The organism is Gordonia sp. NB41Y (genome assembly GCF_030718915.1).
Taxonomy (GTDB): domain Bacteria; phylum Actinomycetota; class Actinomycetes; order Mycobacteriales; family Mycobacteriaceae; genus Gordonia; species Gordonia desulfuricans.
In genome coordinates, this window is record NZ_CP132196.1 from 2,308,875 (window position 1) to 2,328,813 (window position 19,939).

General features: G+C 68.3%; 17 protein-coding genes. 4 read left to right on the plus strand and 13 right to left on the minus strand.

The features are described 5' to 3' along the window. Positions 1-58: 58 nt before the first annotated feature. The 4 genes from Q9K23_RS09955 to Q9K23_RS09970 all read right to left on the minus strand — a co-directional run bounded on the left by Q9K23_RS09955 (position 59) and on the right by Q9K23_RS09970 (position 3,899). On the minus strand, positions 59-862 hold the full coding sequence (locus Q9K23_RS09955) for an ABC transporter permease subunit (RefSeq protein ID WP_053777441.1): 804 nt from the start codon (positions 860-862) through the stop codon (positions 59-61). Continuing rightward, the gene (locus Q9K23_RS09960; protein WP_059036399.1) at positions 859-1,632 is read right to left on the minus strand and encodes an ABC transporter permease subunit; all 774 of its coding nucleotides are present in this window, start codon (positions 1,630-1,632) and stop codon (positions 859-861) included. Before Q9K23_RS09960 ends, Q9K23_RS09955 begins: the two co-directional genes overlap by 4 nt. Continuing rightward, positions 1,625-2,506 (minus strand): ABC transporter ATP-binding protein, encoded by an 882-nt coding sequence (locus Q9K23_RS09965; protein ID WP_053777442.1) that lies wholly within the window; start codon positions 2,504-2,506, stop codon positions 1,625-1,627. Before Q9K23_RS09965 ends, Q9K23_RS09960 begins: the two co-directional genes overlap by 8 nt. A 76-nt stretch (positions 2,507-2,582) precedes the next feature. Continuing rightward, entirely contained in the window at positions 2,583-3,899 is a 1,317-nt protein-coding gene (locus tag Q9K23_RS09970) for a DNA polymerase III subunit delta' (RefSeq protein WP_053777443.1), read from the minus strand. Between the two features lie 172 nt (positions 3,900-4,071). Between Q9K23_RS09970 and Q9K23_RS09975 the strand changes: the two genes are divergently transcribed. Further along, complete coding sequence (locus Q9K23_RS09975; RefSeq protein ID WP_053777444.1) at positions 4,072-5,532, plus strand: adenylate/guanylate cyclase domain-containing protein; 1,461 nt, start codon at positions 4,072-4,074, stop codon at positions 5,530-5,532. Positions 5,533-5,657: 125 nt separating this feature from the next. Here Q9K23_RS09975 and topA read toward each other — a convergent pair whose 3' ends face one another. From topA to Q9K23_RS09990, 3 genes are all read right to left on the minus strand, one after another. Then, positions 5,658-8,759 carry a type I DNA topoisomerase gene (topA, locus tag Q9K23_RS09980; RefSeq protein ID WP_053777445.1) on the minus strand — a complete coding sequence of 1,034 codons (3,102 nt, stop codon included), beginning with the start codon at positions 8,757-8,759 and terminating at the stop codon, positions 5,658-5,660. 243 nt (positions 8,760-9,002) lie between these two features. Beyond that, positions 9,003-9,584, minus strand: a complete 582-nt coding sequence (locus Q9K23_RS09985) for a hypothetical protein (protein ID WP_053777498.1) — start codon at positions 9,582-9,584, stop codon at positions 9,003-9,005. A gap of 108 nt (positions 9,585-9,692) precedes the next feature. Beyond that, the gene (locus tag Q9K23_RS09990; RefSeq protein ID WP_004022110.1) at positions 9,693-9,896 is read right to left on the minus strand and encodes a cold-shock protein; all 204 of its coding nucleotides are present in this window, start codon (positions 9,894-9,896) and stop codon (positions 9,693-9,695) included. A 397-nt stretch (positions 9,897-10,293) separates the two neighbouring features. On the opposite strand from Q9K23_RS09990, the gene Q9K23_RS09995 reads away from it, so the two are divergent. Beyond that, a complete protein-coding gene (locus Q9K23_RS09995) occupies positions 10,294-12,651 on the plus strand; it encodes a DEAD/DEAH box helicase (protein ID WP_053777446.1) in 2,358 nt (785 codons plus the stop codon). Between the two features lie 136 nt (positions 12,652-12,787). Continuing rightward, the gene (locus tag Q9K23_RS10000) at positions 12,788-13,282 is read left to right on the plus strand and encodes a hypothetical protein (protein ID WP_238403547.1); all 495 of its coding nucleotides are present in this window, start codon (positions 12,788-12,790) and stop codon (positions 13,280-13,282) included. A gap of 72 nt (positions 13,283-13,354) precedes the next feature. Here the strand turns inward: Q9K23_RS10000 and Q9K23_RS10005 are convergent, their stop codons facing one another. The 6 genes from Q9K23_RS10005 to Q9K23_RS10030 are packed head-to-tail and all read right to left on the minus strand — an operon-like array spanning position 13,355 to position 18,792. Then, positions 13,355-14,170 (minus strand): metallophosphoesterase, encoded by an 816-nt coding sequence (locus Q9K23_RS10005; protein WP_020791748.1) that lies wholly within the window; start codon positions 14,168-14,170, stop codon positions 13,355-13,357. After that, positions 14,167-14,907: an HAD hydrolase-like protein gene (locus Q9K23_RS10010; RefSeq protein WP_020791749.1), complete on the minus strand. Its 741-nt coding sequence runs from the start codon at positions 14,905-14,907 to the stop codon at positions 14,167-14,169. The genes Q9K23_RS10005 and Q9K23_RS10010 overlap by 4 nt, the downstream gene beginning before the upstream one ends. Beyond that, on the minus strand, positions 14,904-15,995 hold the full coding sequence (locus Q9K23_RS10015; RefSeq protein ID WP_305950492.1) for an ABC transporter ATP-binding protein: 1,092 nt from the start codon (positions 15,993-15,995) through the stop codon (positions 14,904-14,906). Before Q9K23_RS10015 ends, Q9K23_RS10010 begins: the two co-directional genes overlap by 4 nt. Continuing rightward, on the minus strand, positions 15,992-16,867 hold the full coding sequence (locus Q9K23_RS10020; RefSeq protein ID WP_053777448.1) for an ABC transporter permease subunit: 876 nt from the start codon (positions 16,865-16,867) through the stop codon (positions 15,992-15,994). The genes Q9K23_RS10015 and Q9K23_RS10020 overlap by 4 nt, the downstream gene beginning before the upstream one ends. Further along, positions 16,864-17,736: an ABC transporter permease subunit gene (locus Q9K23_RS10025; RefSeq protein ID WP_152972756.1), complete on the minus strand. Its 873-nt coding sequence runs from the start codon at positions 17,734-17,736 to the stop codon at positions 16,864-16,866. Before Q9K23_RS10025 ends, Q9K23_RS10020 begins: the two co-directional genes overlap by 4 nt. Before the next feature lie 3 nt (positions 17,737-17,739). Further along, positions 17,740-18,792 (minus strand): extracellular solute-binding protein, encoded by a 1,053-nt coding sequence (locus Q9K23_RS10030; protein ID WP_152972757.1) that lies wholly within the window; start codon positions 18,790-18,792, stop codon positions 17,740-17,742. A gap of 332 nt (positions 18,793-19,124) precedes the next feature. On the opposite strand from Q9K23_RS10030, the gene Q9K23_RS10035 reads away from it, so the two are divergent. Next, positions 19,125-19,916 carry a DeoR/GlpR family DNA-binding transcription regulator gene (locus Q9K23_RS10035; RefSeq protein WP_152972758.1) on the plus strand — a complete coding sequence of 264 codons (792 nt, stop codon included), beginning with the start codon at positions 19,125-19,127 and terminating at the stop codon, positions 19,914-19,916. The last annotated feature ends 23 nt before the right edge of the window (positions 19,917-19,939 follow it).

Sequence of the window (19,939 nt, forward strand, 5' to 3'; positions counted from 1 at the left end):
GGTTCAACACACGAGGGCCACGCTGCCCGGACTGCTCTTTCTCTGCCCCCGACAGCTCTCACTCCTGCTGCATCCCCATCTGGGCGAGTACCACCGTCTCGAGCACACCGACGACGGCGTACAGGATGATCGAGGCCACCGTGATCACCAGCACCGACGCCCACAGCTGGTCGTAGGCTGCGGCCGGAAGTGCCTGCTGCAGAGTGGCTCCCAGACCTTTGTTGGTGCCCAGCCACTCGGCGACGGTCGCACCGATGATCGCGCCGGGCACCGACACCTTGGCCGCAGCGAACAGCGACGGTACCGCCGACGGGATCGCCGCACGCCGCAACGCCGTCCAGCGGCCACCGCCGTAGACGCTGATCACGTCGTCGAGTTGCCTGGGCGCGTTGGCGAGTCCGGTCATGATCAGCACCAGCGCCGGGAAGAACACCACGATGCCGCCCATCACCGCGACCACCGCCACCCCACGTCCGACGACCAGGGTGATCAGCGGGGTCATCGCGACCAGCGGCACCGATCGCAGCAGCATCGCGATGGGCATGAAGGTCTGCGCCGCAGGTCGTGACACCACGAACACCGCGGCCACCGCCACCGCTGCGACCATACCGGTGACGAATCCGATCGCGGTGTCGGTCAACGTGATCCACAGATCAGCGAAGATCTCCGACCGCGCCTGTGCCGCGTCGGGATCGGTGAACAGATAGGCGAACACATCGCCCGGGGTGCGACCGATGATCGGCCCGATGTCGGGGAAGGCCAGCAGGAACAGCCACCAGATCACCAGGATCAGGACGAACGCCATCAGCAGCGAGCCGAGGAACCGGGCCACCGACCACATACTCGCGAGTCCGGCCGTCATCCGAGAACCGCCACGCCGGTGGACCAGCGGGTCGCGAACCGGGCGACCACCGCCACGATCGCATAGCCGATACCCGCGATCACCCCGCACAGCAACGCGATCGCCCACACCTGCGGGATGTCACCGGCCTGCTGCGCGATGATCATCGTCGGACCGGCCCCCTTCTCCGGCATCGCCAGGAACTCGCCGAGCACCGCGCCGAGCACCGCGGCGGGTGCGGCGATCTTGATGGCGGCCAACGTGTTCGGCAGTGCGGCCACCGACCGCACCCGCCACAGCTGGGTGAACCGTCCGCCGCCGTAGACCGTCACCAGGTCGATGCCGGCCTTCTGCGGCGACCGCAACCCCGACAGCGTCCCGATCATCGTCGTGAAGAACACCGAGATCGCCGCGAGGAACACGATCATCGTCTGCACCTGCGCGAAGGCCACCTGGATGATCGGGGCCACCGCGATGATCGGCGTGCAGTAGGAGATGATCGCCAGCTGCGTCGCCAGTCCCTCGACCGGCGGGAACAGGATCACCGCCACCGCCAGCACGATCGCGAGACCGTTGCCCCACAGGAACCCCGCGAACGCCAACTGGATTGTCGCCGAGAAGTTGTCGATGTAGAACTGGATGCCACGGTCGCCGATCGCCGCCAGCACCGCCCACGGGGTGGGGATGGTGCCGGAGAACCATTCGAGGGCACCGGCGATCCACCACAGACCGATCAGCCCGACGATGCCCACCGCACCCGTGGCCCAGCGTCCACCGGCGAACCTACCCACCCACGACCTCCGCCGCACCGGCGACACCCGCACGATCCGACGACCCCGAACTATCCGGCGCCACAGCACGTTCCGACGACACGGTGCCGAACAGCAGCCCGGACAGATGATCGTGGACGGCATGGAACTCCGGGGTACGCATCATCTCCGGGGTCCGCGGACGGGGCAGGTCGATCGGCACCACCTCCACCACCCGGCCGGGCCGCGGACTCATCACCGCGACGACGTCGGAGAGGAACACCGCCTCGGCGATCCCGTGCGTGACCATCAGCGTGGTGGCCGGCTTCTCGGTCCAGATCCGCAGCAACTCGATGTTCAGGCGCTGCCGCGTCATGTCGTCGAGCGCGCCGAAGGGCTCGTCGAGCAGCAGCGCCGTGGGCCGCACGACCAGTGCGCGGGCGATCGAAACACGCTGGCGCATACCGCCGGAGAGCATCGCGGGCTTGGCCTTCTCGAACCCGGTGAGCCCGACCAGCTCGATCAGGTCGGCCACCAGGTCGTCGTCGGCGGGCATCCGCCCCACCTGCAACGGCAGTTTGATGTTGGACTCCACCGACCGCCACGGCAGCAGCGCCGAATCCTGGAAGGCGATGCCCAGCTCATGATTGCGTTGCAGATCGCCCGGGGACTGACCGTTCATCAGCGCGGTACCGGATGTGGGTTCCTCGAGTCCGGCCAGGATGCGCAGCACCGTCGACTTGCCGCACCCCGACGGCCCGAGCAGCGAGAGAAAGGCCCCCTCCGACGTCTGCAGGTCCACGTCGGACAACGCGGTCACGGTGGAACCACCACGCAGCGTGCGTGTTCGGAAAGTCTTGGTCAGACCGGAGATGTCGAGCCCGGTGCCCGGAGGGCGCGGCTGCACTGGTGCCATGGGTCGCCACGTTAGGAGTCCGGTGTTGCTGTCGGATTACCGATTCGTAACCCTGTGTGGAGCGGCCCGAAGGGGTCTAGACGCGCTCCCCCGACCGCATCGCCTGACCGATCCGGGCCACCATCGCGTCGACGGCGAACTTCGGTTTCACGTTGACGTCCAAGGCCTCTCGGCAGTCGAGTACGGCCTCCACACACTGCAGCAGCTGTTCGGGACCCGCATAGGAGGCCATCGGCCCGACGAGGTCGTCGGCCTTGTCCGGGTGCATGGCGGTGACCTGCGCACCCATCGACACCACCAGCGCGTCGCGGAACAGTGCGGCGAGATCGACCAGGGCGCGGTCGAGGACGTCGCGACCGACGCGGGTGGCCCGCGACTTCTGCCGCTTCTCCAGATCCTTGAGCACCCCGGCGGTGCCGCGGGGCGCACGGGCGGTGCCCTTGCCGGTTCCGCCGGCGCCGAGCGCGGTCTTGAGTTCCTCGGTCTCGGCCTCGTCGAGGGCGGCGCTGATCGCCTTGGCCGCGGCATCGGCCGACCGCACCAGTTCCTCGGCCGCCTTGTACGCGGTGGAGTCCCGGGTGGCCGCCCGCGCGATCCCCAGGGCCGACTCGCGCTGCGCGCGGGCATCGGCGTCGGTGGCCAGTCGCTTGGCCCGGCCGACATGTCCGCCGCACACCGAGGCCGCCCACCGCGCGGCGTCGGGGGCGATACCGTCACGCTCCACCAGCACCCGCTCGATGTCGGCGACCGACGGACTGGTGAGGGCGACGTGGCGGCAGCGCGAGCGCAGGGTCACCGCGATGTCCTCCGGATCTACCGACGGCGCACACAACAGGAACACCGTGCGCGACGGCGGCTCCTCGACCACCTTCAGCAAGGCGTTGGCGGCCTGCTCGGTGAGCCGGTCGGCGTCCTCGACGACGACGATCTGCCACCGTCCGGTACCCGGCCGGCGGGAGGCGAGCTGGACGATCTCACGCATCGAGTCCACCGACAGGCTCAGCCCGGCGGGCACGATGTGCCGGACGTCGGCATGGGTGCGGGCGAGCACCGTGGTGCAGGCGCGGCACTCACCGCAGCCGACGATCTCCGGATGCCGGCACTGCAGGGCCGCGGCGAAACACGTCGCGGCGATCGACCGGCCGCTGCCGGGCGGGCCGGTGAACAGCCAGGCGTGGGTCATCGACGCGCGGGTACGGGCCTCGATCTCCTGTTCCAGGTCTCCGCCCGCCGCCTCGCCGGGAGCATCGTCGTCGGCGGGCGCGAACATCGAGACCGCACCGGCCGCAGACTCGTCGAGCCGGTCGGCCAGCCCGCGGGCGGCACGAGCGGCGTCGGCGAGCTCGGCGATGATGGCCTGCTGACCGATCATCCGATCGAAGACATTTGTCACAGCCACCACCCTAATCCGCAGTTCGGACACTTCCGCCTGCACATATCGCGTTTAACAATTGCAAGCAGCCAGCTACCGTGGTTGGGTGGTTGAACGCCGGTCACGCCTGTCGAAGGCCCAGCACACTGCTCGCTGGCTGGCGCACACCCCGTGGCCGATCCTCGCCCTCGACATGCTGCGTTCCAACCTCGTCGGCGCATTGTTCACCTTCGCGTTCCTCCGGTTCGGCATGCCCGAGTCCGATTCGTTCCGATTCAACGAGATCACCGCACTCAACCAGGCCATCTTCGCGACCTATCTGGTGGTGGCGATGGTGGTGGGTGCGGTCCTCAGCATCCAGCTGTCGCTGCCGGTGCTGATCTGGCACCGCCGAAGATCGCGCCTGGACAACCAGGGCGCCCGCAAGCGGGCCCTGCAACTACCGATGTTGCTGTCGGCGGTCAACGTCGGCATGTGGGTGGTCGGTGGCGTGCTGTTCACCTGCGTCAACCTCACCGTGTCCGGGCGCGATGCCTTCATCGTCGCGATGGCCAGCTGTATCGGCGCCCTCGTCACCTGCGTGCTGAGCTTCCTGCAGTTCGAGAAGGTGCTGCGGCCGATCACCGTCGCCGCGATGGCCAACAACCCCAACAACGCGATCGCCCCCGGCGTGACCACCCGGATCACCGTGTTCTGGGTGATCAGCGTGGTGGCGCCGATGCTGGTGATCGTCGGCCTGATCACCATGCAGCGCCTGCACTACATCCAGACCGACGCCGACGGCCTGATGCGACCGATCCTGTGGATGGCGCTGTCGGCGCTGGCGTTCAGCCTGCTGGCGATCGTCCGCGTGGTGACCGCGATCAACGACCCGATCAAACAGCTCCGTCGCGCCCAGGCCAAGGTCTCCGAGGGCGACCTCAACGCATCGGTGAAGATCTACGACGCCACCGACATCGGCGAGCTGCAGGCCGGCTTCAACGACATGGTCGCCGACCTGCGTGAACGGCAGCAGCTGCGCAACCTGTTCGGCCGGTACGTCGGCGAGGACGTGGCCCGCCGGGCCATCGAGATCGGCACCGAACTCGGCGGCGAGGAACGCTACGTCGGGGTGCTGTTCGTCGACATCGTGGGGTCGACGCGGCTGGCCGTCAACCGTCCGCCCCGCGAGGTGGTGGACCTGCTCAACGAGTTCTTCCGGGTGGTGGTGGCCGTCGTCGGCCGGCACGGCGGGTTCGTCAACAAGTTCCAGGGTGATGCGGCGCTGGCGATCTTCGGTGCGCCCCTGGACCTCGACGACTTCGCCGGACGGGCCCTCGCCTCGGCGCGGGAACTGCGCCAGGAACTGTACGAGACGCTCGGCGACACCGACATCGGGATCGGGGTGTCGGCGGGCAAGGCGATCGCCGGGCACATCGGCGCCGAGGCCCGCCTGGAGTACACCGTGATCGGCGACCCGGTGAACGAGGCCGCCCGCCTGACCGAACTGGCCAAGGACGAGCCCACCCGTGTGCTCGGGTCGGCGCGTGCGGTGTTCCTCGCCTCCCAGGAGGAGGCCACCCACTGGTCGATCGGGGAAGGCGTGGAACTGCGCGGCCGCGGCATCGAGACGCTGCTCGCCCGTCCGCTCGGGCTCGAGACCCAGATCCCGTAACCCGGAGCCCGTAACCGCAGAGACCCCGTCGTCCCCCGGGCGTCATCCCCCGGGCATCGGGTCCGGACGGCCGGGATCGGCCCGGGAACCCGGGCCGATCGCCGTCTGCTCGGTCCGGCGTCTGCTCAGTCCGTCGTCTTCTTCGCCGGCGCCTTCTTGGCCGCGGCGGTCTTCTTGGCCGCAGTCGTCTTGGTCGCGGCGGTCTTCTTGGCAGTCGTCTTCTTGGCGGTCGTCTTCTTGGCGGCGGTCTTCTTCGCCGCGGTCTTGGTGGCCGTCTTCTTCGCCGGGGTCTTCTTGGCGGCCTTCTTGGTCGCCTTCTTGGTGGCCGGACCGCGCGAACGGCGGTCGGCCAGCAATTCCATCGCCCGCTCGACGGTGATGGTGCCGACCTCGTCGCCCTTGCGCAGCGACGCGTTGGTCTCGCCGTCGGTGACATACGGCCCGAACCGGCCGTCCTTGATCACCATCGGCTTGCCGCTGACCTCGTCGTTGCCGAGTTCACGCAGCGGCGGCGCGGCGGCCTGCCGGCCACGACGCTTGGGCTCGGAGTAGATCTTGAGCGCCTCGTCGAGGGTGATCTCGAAGATCTGGTTCTCGGTGGCCAGCGAACGGGAGTCGGTGCCCTTCTTCAAGTACGGACCGTAACGGCCGTTCTGGGCGGTGATCTCCTCGTTCGACGCCGGGTCGACGCCGACGATACGCGGCAGCGACAGCAGCTTGAGTGCCTCGTCGAGGGTGACCGTGGAGATGTCCATCGACTTGAACAGCGATCCGGTGCGCGGCTTGGGACCGGCGGCCTTCTTCGCGGTCTTCTTTGCCGCCGTCTTCTTGGCGGCGGTCTTGGTCGCGGTCTTGGTGGCCGTCGTCGTGGCACCGGTGCCGGCCGGGGTGTCGTCGAGCGGGACGATGTCGGCGTCGGCACCGCCGTCGCGCGGGGTGGGACCGGCCGGGATGGTCGCCGGTGCCGGGGCGGCACCACCGTCGTCGGTGTCGTCGTCCTCCGACGGCAGCACCTCGGTGACGTACGGCCCGAAGCGACCCTCCTTGGCGACGATCTCGTTGCCGCTGACCGGGTCGACACCCAGCGAGCGCCCCTCCTGCGGGGTGGCGAACAGCTTCTCGGCCACGGCGAGGGTCAGCTCGTCGGGGGTCATGTCGGCGGGCAGGTTGGCACGCTGCAGGTCGGGCTCGGCGTCGGGTCCCTCGGCGACGTTGCGCTCCAGGTACGGTCCGAACCGGCCGACGCGGACGTACACCGGACGGCCCTGCTCGTCGTCGAACAGGCGGATCGAGTTGACCTCGCGGGCGTCGATCTCCTCGAGGTTCACCCCGACGAGCTTCTTGAGGCCGCCGTGCTTGGCGATCTCGGAGCCGGCGATCTCCGCGTCGTGCTGGGCGTCGGGGGCGGCATCGCCGAAATAGAACTCGGTGAGCCAGCGGGTGCGGTTCTCCTCGCCGTTGGCGATCTGGTCCAGATCGTCCTCGAGGGAGGCGGTGAAGTCGTAGTCCACCAGGCTCTGGAAGTAGGCCTCGAGCAGGCCGACCACCGCGAACGCGATCCACGACGGGACCAGCGCGTTGCCCTTCTTGATGACGTAGCCGCGGTCCTGGATGGTGCCGATGATCGAGGCGTAGGTCGAGGGACGGCCGATGCCGAGTTCCTCGAGCACCTTGACCAGCGAGGCCTCGGTGTAGCGGGCGGGCGGGTTGGTGGTGTGACCGTCGGCGGCGAGCTCGGTGGCGGTCAGCGCCTGCCCCTGGGTGAGCACCGGCAGCCGGTTCTCGGCGTCGTCGGCCTGGCCACCGGCCTGGTCGTCGACGGTCTCGACGTAGGCCGACAGGAAGCCCGGGAAGGTGATGGTCCGGCCCGACGCGGCGAAGGTACAGGTCTCGCCGGAGGTGGCGGTGCCGCCGATCCGCAGGCTGAGCGTGGTGCCCTTGGCGTCGGCCATCTGGCTGGCCACCGTGCGCTGCCAGATCAGCTCGTACAGCCGGAACTCGTCGGTCTCGAGCTGCCCGGCCACCTGACCGGGGGTACGGAAGGTCTCGCCCGCCGGCCGGATCGCCTCGTGGGCTTCCTGGGCGTTCTTGACCTTTCGCGTGTACTGCCGCGGGGTGGGGTGAACGAAGCTGTCGCCGTACAGTTCTCGCGCCTGCGCCCGCGCGGCGTTGATCGCCGACTCGCTCAGCGTGGTGGAGTCGGTACGCATGTAGGTGATGAAGCCGTTCTCGTACAGCCGCTGCGCGATCCGCATGGTGCGGTCCGACGAGAAGCGCAGCTTGCGGCCGGCCTCCTGCTGCAGGGTCGAGGTCATGAACGGCGCATAGGGGCGTCGGGTGTAGGGCTTCTCCTCCACCGAGGTGACGGTCATCGCCGCACCGTCGAGGGCCGAGGCCAGGGCGGTGGCGCGGGCCCGGTCGAGCACGATCACACCGTCGGTCTTCTTCAGCGCACCCTGCGGGGTGAAGTCGCGGCCGGTCGCCACGCGGGCGTCGTCGACCGACAGCAGCCGTGAGGTGAACGTGCGGGGGGTGGTGGAGGCGTCGGCACCGACGTCCATCACCGCGTCGATGTCCCAGTAGTCGGCGGAGACGAACGCCATCCGCTCACGTTCGCGCTGGACGATGATGCGGGTGGCCACCGACTGCACACGGCCCGCCGACAGCTTCGGCATGACCTTCTTCCACAGCACCGGCGACACCTCGTAGCCGTAGAGGCGGTCGAGGATGCGGCGGGTCTCCTGGGCGTCGACGAGGTCGATGTCGAGGTCGCGGGGATTCTCCGCGGCGGCACGGATGGCCGGTTCGGTGATCTCGTGGAAGACCATCCGCTTGACCGGGATCTTGGGCTTGAGCGTCTCGAGGAGGTGCCAGGCGATGGCCTCCCCCTCGCGGTCACCGTCGGTGGCGAGGTAGAGCTCGTCGACGTCGCGCATCAGCGACTTGAGTTCGGTGACGGTGCTCTTCTTGTCCGGCGACACCACGTAGAGCGGTTCGAAGTTGTCGTCGACGTTGACACCCAGGCGCGCCCAGGGCTGGCCCTTGTACTTGACCGGGACGTCGGCCGCACCGCGGGGAAGGTCCCGGATGTGCCCACGGGAGGACTCCACCACGTAGTTCGACCCGAGGTAGCCCGCGATCTTGCGCGCCTTGGTGGGCGACTCGACGATCACGAGCCGGCGGATCGCCTTGCCACTGGAGGTGGTCGTGGTGCTGGTCTCGGCCAACGCGGGTCCTTCGCTTCTGAACCGGGCCGCGCGGGCTCGGTTCGGGTGTAGTCAGTTCGGTTTGTACCTCATTATTAGTGCCGATTGCACATCGCAATTCCCGGTCCCCGCCGATCATCGCCTATGGCGGCGCCGGAAACCACCGAAGATCCCCTGGTCAGGGGACACTCGACGGGGTCATGTCGCGACCGGAAAACCGATGGGACTCTCTTCGGAAATGCCCGGATGTGCGCGCGGCGCGGCTCACCACTGTTCGCGCGGCCACTGGTCGACGGCCGACGGCGACGGTGGTGCACCGACGTACTCGGCGAGTCGTTCGAGCCGGCGGCGGCCGGCCACGCGCAGGGCCGGCGTCTGGCCACGGGTGCCCACCAGGGTCGGCGCGATCCCGGCGCGCATCAGCGCGGTGGACAGCAGGGCATGGGAATCCGGGCAGTGCGGGTCGAGGCCCAGCAGATAGTGATCGACATCACCCCGACCGGAGGCGAGGGCCCAGAACCGTAGGGCCCGCGGGGTGGGCACCCAGCCGGTCGGCATGGTCTTCACCGCCCCGGTCGACCAGGCACGATGCAGGTCGTCGAGTCGGTGGTCGACGGTGGTGCGGGCGAGCGGACTGCCCTCCTCCGACACCGCGACGTCGGCGTCGAGGCCGGTCGTGCGGATCTCGGCGACGATCGCCTCGGCCCGCCACCGGGCGTCGACGACGACCGAGACGCGCGTGCCGGACTTCGAGAGCATCGACTGTCCGGTGCCGGCCAGGAGACCGGCGAGGTCGTCGATGACCGGATCATCGGTCTCCGCCGAGAAGAACGCCAACTGGCCCACGGCCATGACCCTACTGCCCCACCACACAAAAAACCGCCCCCGGCCTGGAACCCCAGGTCAGGAGCGGTTTTCGATCGAGTAGCCGGGTGGCTACATCGTCGGCGAGTCTCAGACGGCGCGAACGCCGGTCGCCTGCGGGCCCTTGGTGCCCTGACCGACCTCGAACTCCACGCGCTGGTTTTCTTCGAGGGTGCGGAAACCGGATCCCTGGATCTCGGAATAGTGGACGAACACGTCGTCGGACCCCTCGTCAGGCGCGATGAAGCCGAAGCCCTTCTCCGCGTTGAACCACTTCACAGTCCCCTGTGCCATTACTGCATTCCTTTACATACATTCCATCTGACGCGATGCGAGGTGACCCCGCACCGCGGCCGGTCTGACCGCCATACCTCGAAGAAGCTCCGCCCGGTCGAAGACGACCCGGCGGAGGTAAAACGCAGTACCACGGCTGCAACCCGATTCCCCCAACACACCGCAGTGACGATGCACCGGAAGAAGCTGCGGCCGAGGACAGTCAATCACGTTCGGCGCGCCAGCGATAGTCAAGAGTCCCACCGTGCGCGAAAAGGCTGTGATTTCTTCCGCAGATGCCCCTGCCTGTAACATTCTCGAAGATGACGCGCCAGATACGGCCCATACCGATCAGGTCTCGAATCCCCGCCCGGCGAGCAAATTCCGGGCTCCGACGCCCCTGATATCCCTCGATCAGATGACTCCCCACACTTTCGGCACCGACCTTCTCCGTCGATCTCTCGCCGGAACCGGAACGGACTCCGGTCCCATCACGCATCTGTCCGTCATCCCCACCCGCACAGCACGTTTCGCCGAGTGGCCGGAGTGGGTCGACGACGCGGTCCGGGAGGCGTTCGTCGATTCCGGTATCGACCGACCGTGGATCCATCAGGCGCAGGCGGCCCAACATGCCGCTGCCGGACGTCATGTCGCGATCTCCACCGGCACCGCATCCGGAAAGTCACTGGCGTACCAGTTGCCGATTCTCGATGCGATGGTGCGTGATCAACGATCGACCGCGCTCTACCTCGCTCCGACAAAGGCTTTGGGCGCCGATCAGATCCGTGCGGTGACATCGCTGATCGCCGGGCGACCGGCGTTCTCCCATCTGGCCCCGTGCGCATACGACGGCGACACCGATCCCGAGATCCGCCACTGGGCGCGCATGCACTCCCGGTGGATCTTCACCAACCCCGACATGCTGCACATCGGCATCCTCACCGGGGTCTTCGCCGGCGGCGGCGCGGCCGGTCCCACCCGCGGCCAGTGGCGTGGCTTCCTGCGCAACCTCCGATACATCGTCGTCGACGAATGCCACCACTACCGCGGGGTGTTCGGCGCACACACCGCGCTGGTACTGCGGCGGCTGCTGCGTCTGGCACGCGCGTGCGGGTCCGACCCCACCGTAATCGCCGCGAGCGCCACCGTCGCCGACCCGGCCGCCGCGCTGACCCGGCTGATCGGCGAACCGGCGGTCGGCGTCACCGACGACGGCTCCCCGCGCGGCGAGCGCACCATCGCCCTGTGGGAACCCGACTTCGTCCCCGGGGTGACCGGCGAGAACGACGCCCCGGTCCGCCGGTCGGCCGGTGCCGAATCCGCCCGGCTGCTGGCCGATTTCGTGATCGAAGGTGCTCGCACCCTCTGCTTCGGCCGGAGCCGGCGCGGCGTGGAGATCACCGCGCTCGGCGCACGAGAGGCCTTGTCGCACAGCGCACCCGACCTGGTCGACAAGGTGGCCGCCTATCGCGCCGGATATCTGGCCGATGATCGCCGGCGACTCGAGCAGCAGATCTCCGAGGGCGAACTGGTCGGCGTGGCCACCACCAACGCCCTCGAACTCGGCGTGGACATCAGCGGACTCGACGCGGTGATCATCGCCGGTTACCCCGGAACGGTGGCGTCGTTCTGGCAGCAGGCGGGGCGCGCCGGACGTCAACGCACCTCCGGCGACGCCCTGGTGGTGCTGGTGGCGCGCGACGACCCGCTCGACACCTACCTGGTGCATCATCCGTCGGCCCTGCTCGACACCCCGGTCGAGGCACCGGTGTTCGACCCGCGCAACCCCTACATCCTCGGCCCGCACCTGCTGTGTGCGGCCACCGAGTTCCCGCTGCAGGACACCGAGATCGACGCGTGGGGTGCCCGGGACACCGTCGACGAGCTCACCGCCCAGGGCCTGCTGCGCAGACGCAAGGCCGGCTGGTATCCCGCGGCCGGAGTGGATCCGCACGGCGACATCGACATTCGCGGCGGGATCGGTGGGCAGATCCTGATCATCGACCAGACCACCTCCGAACTGCTCGGCACCGTCGACTCCGGCCGCGCGCCGTCGAGCGTGCATCCCGGTGCCGTCCACATCCACCAGGGCCGCAGCTACGTCGTCGACGAGCTCGACCTCGACGACGGCCTGGCCCTGGCGCACCCCGAGGAACCCGACTGGACGACGTCGGCGCGGGAGACCACCGAGGTGGTGATCACCGAGATCATCGACCAGGCCACCCACGGTCCGCTGACCGTCGCCCTGGCCGACGTGGACGTGACCCACCAGGTGGTCGGCTACCTGCGCACATTGTTGTCGGGGGAGGTGCTCGACGCCGTCGCACTCGACATGCCGCGCCACACCCTGCACACCCGCGCGGTGCTCTACACCCTGCCCGACGACGAACTCGCCGCCCTCGGCATCGACGCCACCCGGCTGCCCGGTGCGCTGCACGCCGCCGAACACGCCGCGATCGGACTGTTGCCGCTGATCGCCACCTGCGACCGCTGGGACATCGGCGGTCTGTCGACCAGCAGCCACCCCGACACCGGCCTGCCCACGGTGTTCGTCTACGACGGCCACCTCGGCGGGGCGGGCTTCGCCGAACGCGGCTACACCGAGTTCGCCACCTGGATCGCCGCCACCCGCGACGCCGTCCGGGCCTGCGGCTGCGACAACGGCTGCCCGTCGTGTGTGCAGTCCCCCAAGTGCGGCAACGGCAACGACCCGCTCGACAAGGCCGGGGCCGTACAGACGCTGTCGGCGATCACGGGGTGGCTGTCGGGGACCTGATTCCGGGGCCGATCGCGGACCCGGTCACCGGCGACGCCCCGCACGCCCACGGGACACCCTCTACGCGAACGGGATGACTTTCGGCAATACTGGTCCGATGCATGACCGGTTCTCCGGCGGCGCGGGCCCGTCACCGATGATTCTGCGCGCCCGCCCGGTGTATTTCCTGCTCGCCCGGCCCACCCAGGACGTCGACCGGATGCCGTCGACGATCGGCGAGTGGGACGTCTTCGACTCCGAGGCGCAGGCCCTCGACGCCCTCGACATCCACTACGCCTGGTGCGCCGTACGTCACGGCGGTCACGCCCTCGCCGACACCGCGCAGTGGTACCTGCAGAGTGCGATGGTGGGGCCACGGATCAATCCCGGTCTCGGCGAGGTGTACCTGGCCACCGCCGACCACGACACCGACGAGGTGTGGGCCGCGGCCGGCGGCTTCCTCACCGAGGGCGAGGTGGTGCACTGGGCCCCGTTCGTGCAGGCCGTCCGTCCCCGCGTGCGCACCGCCACCGGCGGCGGACTCGAACTGGCCTATCGCGGCGACACCGACGTGCACTTCGGGCAGGTGTGGTTCGCCCCGATGCACTCCACCCGCGTGTATCCGAAACGGATCGTCGTCGACACCGTGTGACCGCACCACGCAGTGAACCGAACCACGCGGTGATCCGAACCACGCAGTGAACGACCCACCCGGCGGACCGATCTACTCCGTGGCCATCGTGTAGACCGGCGGCTCCGCCAGCAACGGATGTGCCACGCCGATGGCCGTATCGGGGTACAGCTGCACCTTGGAGATCATCGGCAGCCGCAGACCCTGATGCAACCCGGCCGGCGCGAACGCACTCCCGGTGTAGGACACCGCACCACTCGCCCACACCGGGATCCCGGCCAGGACGCCGCCGATCGGCTGGTGGTAGTGACCGGCGATGATCATCCGGACATCGGTGCCGCGCACCACATCTGCCAGGCGGTCCCGATCTGCCGGGGCCAGCACATAGTCGTCGAGGTAGGGCGAGCTCGCCGGGATCGGCGGATGATGCACGACCAGCAGCGCCCCGTTCTCCGCCGGCTCGCCCAGAACCTCGGTGAGCCAGTCGAATTGGTGATCACGCAGCTCACCGTGGCCCGCTCCGCGCACATTGCTGTCGAGCACCACCACACGCAGGCCACCCACCGACGTCTGGTGGTCGAGGGTTCCCCCGGCGCCGATCGGCACTCCCAGGAACCGCGCGAACAGCTCCGGATCGTCGTGGTTGCCCGGCGCGTAGATCGCGGGAACGCCCACCTCGGAAGACAATTCGTCGACCATCACCGACAGCCGGCGGTATGCCTCCTCGCCGCCGCCGTCGACGAGGTCACCGGTCAGCACGATGGCGTCGAAGGTGCGATCGGCGGCACGCACCGCCGCACATGCGCGCTCGAGATGTGCCTGACTGTCGATGCCCTCGAACAACGTTCCGGCGGCGACGAGATGGGTGTCGGAGATCTGGATGAGCTCACAACGGGTATGGGCGGTCACAGGAAGCCTTTCAGAACAGGATGAGAACTCATGGCGGGGATCAGGTCGACAAGGTCGTCGATCACCAGATCGGCTCCGGCCGCGCGTAATTCGTCCGCAGGTGTGACACCTGTGGCCACGGCGACGACCCGCGCCCCGTTGCTCCGCGCGGCCTCGACGTCGAAGACGGCGTCACCGATCATCAGGAGATCGTCCGGCCGCAGTGGTGCACCGCGTCGCGCGCGGGCCAGCTCCAGGGCATCGACCACCAGATCCCGGCGATGCACTGTGTGCGTACCGAACGCCCCCTGCTCGAGATCGAGCCCGGACGACAGACCGTAGGCATCGAGTTTGATCCGCGCGGTACCGACCTGGTTACCGGTCAGAACCGACTGGGTGATGTGCCCCGAGCGGGCGAAGTGATCGATCGCGGCATGCGCCCCGGGCAGGGCACGGCCCCGGCGCATCAACCGGTCACGACGCTCGCCGAGCAGTTCGTGTTCCCGCTCGATCGCCCGCGAACATGCGGCGGCGATCGCGGGTTCGGCCATACCGGCCTGCCGCAACAGCGAACTGAACAACAAGCGCACCGTGCTGCCCGGGATCACCTCGGGCGGGTCGGGAACCGTGCCGGTCAGCTCGGCACACACGTCGAGCCACACCTCACGGTCCACCCCGCCGGAGTCGAGCAATGTCTGATCCAGGTCCCACAGGACCATCATCTCGTCGGCAGTGTCGACGTCGACAACCGAGCTCATGCCAAGACCTTCTCTCGCGCAACAGGAGTGATCGAAATGGAGTCGGGGCGGGGTATCAGGGCGACCCAGTCGGTGACCCCGGCACCGGCGGGCAGCTCGACGACGAGTTCGGTGTCCGAGTGACCCATCAGGCCATGCAGCCGAACCGTGTCGCCGAGGTACTCCGAGCGCAGCACCCGCAGCGGCAGGCCGCCGGTGGCGGCCCGATCGAATGACTTGGGGCGCAACACCACATCGCAGGCCTGGCCGGGTTCGGGCCGAGGGCCGTCCAGGACGTCGAGCGGGATCTCCCAGTCGCCGGCGAGACGGACCGAGGACGTCGGGGTGGCCGTGCCGCGAATCATCGTCGCGCGGCCCAGGAATGCCGCGACGAACGGATTGGCCGGCCGGTGCCACAGTTCCTCGGTGGAACCGCACTGTTCGAGGCGGCCGTCGCGCAGCACCGCGATGTGGTCGGCCAACGACAACGCCTCGTGCTGGTCGTGGGTGACCAGGATGGTGGCGCGCCCGGAGGCATGCAGGATGGTGGCCAGTTCACTGCGCAGTTCGTCACGCAACTGCGGGTCCAGTGCCGCCAGCGGTTCGTCGAGCAACAGCACCCGCGGATCGGTGGCGAACGCGCGCGCCAGCGCGACGCGCTGGCGCTGGCCGCCGGAGAGCTGCCGCGGCGATCGATCGGCGAGATCGGACACCCGCGCCAGCCGCAGGGCCTCCCGCACCGCATCGATCCGCTCCGACTTCGGAACCCTGCGTGCCGCAAGGCCGTAGCCGACATTCGCCGCGACACTCAGGTGGGGAAACAGGCCATAGCTCTGCGGCACCCAGCCGACACGGCGCTTCTCCGGACGGGTCGAGGTCGCGTCGACACCGTCGAGCGCCAACGACCCGCCGTCGAGCGGCTCGAGTCCGGCGATCATCTTCAGCGTCGTCGACTTGCCACAGCCCGACGGCCCGACGAGCGCGAGCACCTCGCCCGACGCCACGGTGAAACCGACGTCCTGGACCGCGGCACGCCCGGCCTTCGGGTATCGCCGGGTCAATCCGACGGCCTCGACGGCCATCGGCGTCGATCCCGATCTGGATGTCACTTGTGCCTCCTCACGGTGAAGGTCCCGAACAGGTGCAGCCCGATCGCGAGGGGGATCACGGTGATGCAGTACCACAACGCGAGGGCGGCGCCCTCCGACGTCTGTCCGTAGACGAACGCGCTGTACAACACCACCGGCAGCGTCTGCTGTGCGGGATTGACGATGAAATAGGTCAGATTGAACTCGCCGAAGCTGATGGCCAGGACCATCAGGATCGCCGCGAGCAGAGCGGGACGGACATGCGGGAGGGTCACCGTCCACAGGCGCCGGAAGGCCCCCGAACCCAACGTGGCCGCAGTCTGTTCCAGCTCACGCAGATCGGGATCCCGCAGCACCGGGGTCAGCGTGCCGACCAGAAACGGCATGGTCACCACGACGTGGCCGAGGATCAGCAACCACCCCGACCGCTGCAGCTGCGGGTACATCGCACCCAACGCCAGTCCCACGGCGATACCCGGTACCGCCAACGGCAGACTCGCCATCCACTGCAGGAGCCCGACGCCCGGCACGCCGCCGCGGGCCAGCAACAGCGCCAGCGGGATTCCCAACGGCAGACCGATCAGCAGGGTGAGTGCGGCGACCTGGGCGCTCATCGAGAGCGCGGGCAGGAACGTGGGCAGCGCGTCGTTCATCCAGGCGGTCGTCACACCTCCGTGCAACGGACCGCCGTTCCAGTTCGCCGTGAACGCCACCAGCACGGTGACCACGATCGGGAGGACCGAGATGAACAGGCAGAACCGGGCCGCCGATGCCGTGACCCATCGTCGCCGCCCCTGCGGCTTCCGCCGCGCCGGATCCTTGTGTGCGGGTGAGCTCCCCGGCGACCGGTCGGCCGTGGGCCGCGTGGACACGGCGGCCGGCGCGGCGGTCATGCGCGCACCGCCGAACGTTCGATCATCCGCTCACCGAGATGGTTGATCACGGTGAACACCGCACTGAGCACGGCGAGGACGATGGCCATCGCCCCGGCCAGAGCGGTGTTCTGCAACACGGTCCCCTGTTCGGCGATCTCCAACGACAGCACGCGAAATCCCTCCGACAGTGCGGCGACGGTGCCGTAGGCGCCCAGTGAGCTGGCGATCGCGATCCCGGCCGCCGACAGGATCGCCGGCCACAACGCGGGCAACACCACCGTCGCGGTGATCCGCGCCGGCGATGCCCCGAGGGTGCGGGCCACCGATTCGGCATCGGGGTCGAGAGCCGCGGCCGCACCACGCAGGATTCCGAGAGTGCGGGGCAACTGGAAGTACAGGTAGGCCAACAACAATCCCGGCATCGAGTACGCCAGGACGAACGACGGATGCCCGGTGAGTGCGGTGCTCGCCGACTGCGCGAGGCCCGCCCTGCCGAACAGGATGATGACGAAGAAGCCGATCACCAGGCCGGGCAACGACAACGGGAAGGTCAGTACGGCGTCGTAGCCGATCGCCCGCTTCCCGTCGATCCTGGCCAGGTGCAGCGCCGCGGGCACCGTGATGACGATCGTGATGAGGGTCGAGCCGATGGCCAGAAGAAGCGAATTAATCAGGGCCGAACGATAATTCGCGGTTGTGAAGATCTCCGCGTAGTACTGCCAGGTGAATCCGCCGTCGTCCCCGGTCACGCTGCGGACCAAGAACGACACCAGCGGCACCACCATGAACAAGACGAGGAAGGCCACCGCCGGGACGACCATCAGCCCCGTTCCCAGGCTGCGCGGAATACGCAGCCCGGGAGCGGTTCCGGTAGCAAGGACCGCCATCACTCAGCCCGAGATCGCGGCGGTGTACGCCGTGACGAAGCCGTCCTGCGCGGCGGCCAGTGCGCCGATGTCGACCGTGCGGGCCTTGTCGTAGTCGGACTGCGGTGCCATGCGTGCGGCGATGTCGGCGGGCATGGTGCCCCGAACCGGGTGGACGTAGAACTTCGCGAAGAGTTGCTGACCGGTGTCGGACAGGAGGAAGTCCATCCACTTCTTCGCCCCGGCCGGGTTGGGTCCGTCCTTGACCAGACTGACCGCATAGGACACCTTCACGGTGCCGTCGGACGGGATCACCACGTCGAGATCGGCTCCGTTGTCGTACTTCTGGGCGTAGCCGTTGAAATCGGCGTCGATCAGGATCGGGTACTCACCGGACGCGGCCTTCGCCGGCGTGGTGTTCACCGGGGCCTGCGCGCCATTGGCCTTGAGCTTGCCGAAGTAGTCGATCGCGGGCTGCCAGTCGGAGGTGGTTCCGCCCTTGGCCAGGTTGATCGCCGCTGCGGTGTAGTAGCCGATCGCGGCCTTGCCCGGGTCGGCGTAGAAGACCTTGTCCTTGTACTCGGGCTTGAGCAGGTCGTCCCAGGTCTGCGGCACCGGCAGCCCGCCGAGGGCCTTCTTGTTGACGAGCATCGCCACCACCCCGTAGTGCACGGCCGTCCAGGAACCGTCCTTCGACTTCAGATCGGCGGGTATCTCGGCCGAACCGGCCGGCGAGTACGGCGTCGTCAGTCCCTGGTCATAGGCGGTGATGCCGAAGTTCGAACCCCAGTAGGCGACGTCGGCCTGCGGGTGATCCCGTTGCGCGGCAAGGGCACTGAGCGACTGGCCGCTGTTCTTGACGTCCGATGGGACGGTGATCCCGGACTCGTCGGCGAACGCCGCCCGGACAGCCGGGAAGTTCGCCCACTGATCGGGGCAGTTGTACTGGATCACGGTCGCGGAGGCGGCCTCGTCGGATTGGCCTCCGACCGCACTCGAGCATCCGGTGAACGCCAATGCGGCGAGCACACTCGCCCCCAATGCGCCGATCATGCGGACACGTCTGGCAACACGCATGGTCTATGCAGCTCCTTCTGATGTGAATGGCGACAGTCATGAGTTCGCACCCGTCCTCCGACGACGAGGCAGTGGTCTCGTCGCGGCGGTTCCCCGAGCGCGCCGACGACAACTATGTCGTATGAAGTGATGAATTTTCACGATCAGACGACAACTTCGGGAAGAGTTAAGCCAGAATTTCCGTATCCTGTCGCGAGATGACGGGACGACATCGGAATGGGAAACAGGATGCGACTGTCACGCAACGTGATCCGCGTACTCGGGCGACGAGATCCGCCGGTGTTAATCTCGTGCTGCACGACACCGAACCGACCCGACCCCGGGAGCCGATCATGACGTCAGGACGGGGGGAATCAGCCGCCCAGCGGCGGCGCGACATCGCCGACTTCCTGCTCACGCACAGCACGTCCACCGCGCAGGAACTCGCCGACCGCTTCAACGTGAGCCTGGTGACCGCACACCGTGACCTCGACGCGCTGGCACGCAAGGGTGTCGTCCGCAAGTTCCACGGCGGCGTCACCGCGCAACCGTCGAGCGTCTTCGAGAGCAGCATCGAGTACCGCTTCGGCGCAGCGCTCACCGAGAAGGCGGCGATCGCAGCCCATGCGGCGGCACTCATCGAGCCCGGGATGTCGGTGATATTGGACAGTTCCACCACCAACCTGCATCTGCTCGATCCTCTCGAGGCCGTGCGCCCACTGACCCTGATCACCAATTTCGTCCCGGTGATCTCTCGGGCGGCGGAGTGGGAGGACGTGCGACTGGTGGTCCTCGGAGGCGAGTACGACGTGCGCCACGCCAGTACGCACGGCATCAGTTGCCAGGAAGCGGCTCGCCAGATCCGCGCCGACATCGGGTTCTTCTCGTTCGCCGGCGTCGACCGGCGCGGTGTCTACCACCCCGAACAGCACGTCGCCGCCTCCAAGGCGGCGATGCTGGAGTCCGCGTCGCGACGAGTGATCCTCGCCGACGGCAGCAAGATCGGGCGCACCGCCCTGCACCGGATCGCGCCGCTCGACGATTTCGAGCGCCTGATCACCGATGACACGGCCCCCGCCGACGTCGTCACGGCCCTTCGTACCGGTGGCACCGAGGTGTCGGTCGTGGAACTCGGCGAGAGCTGACGATCGGGCGGCCGCCGCCGAGG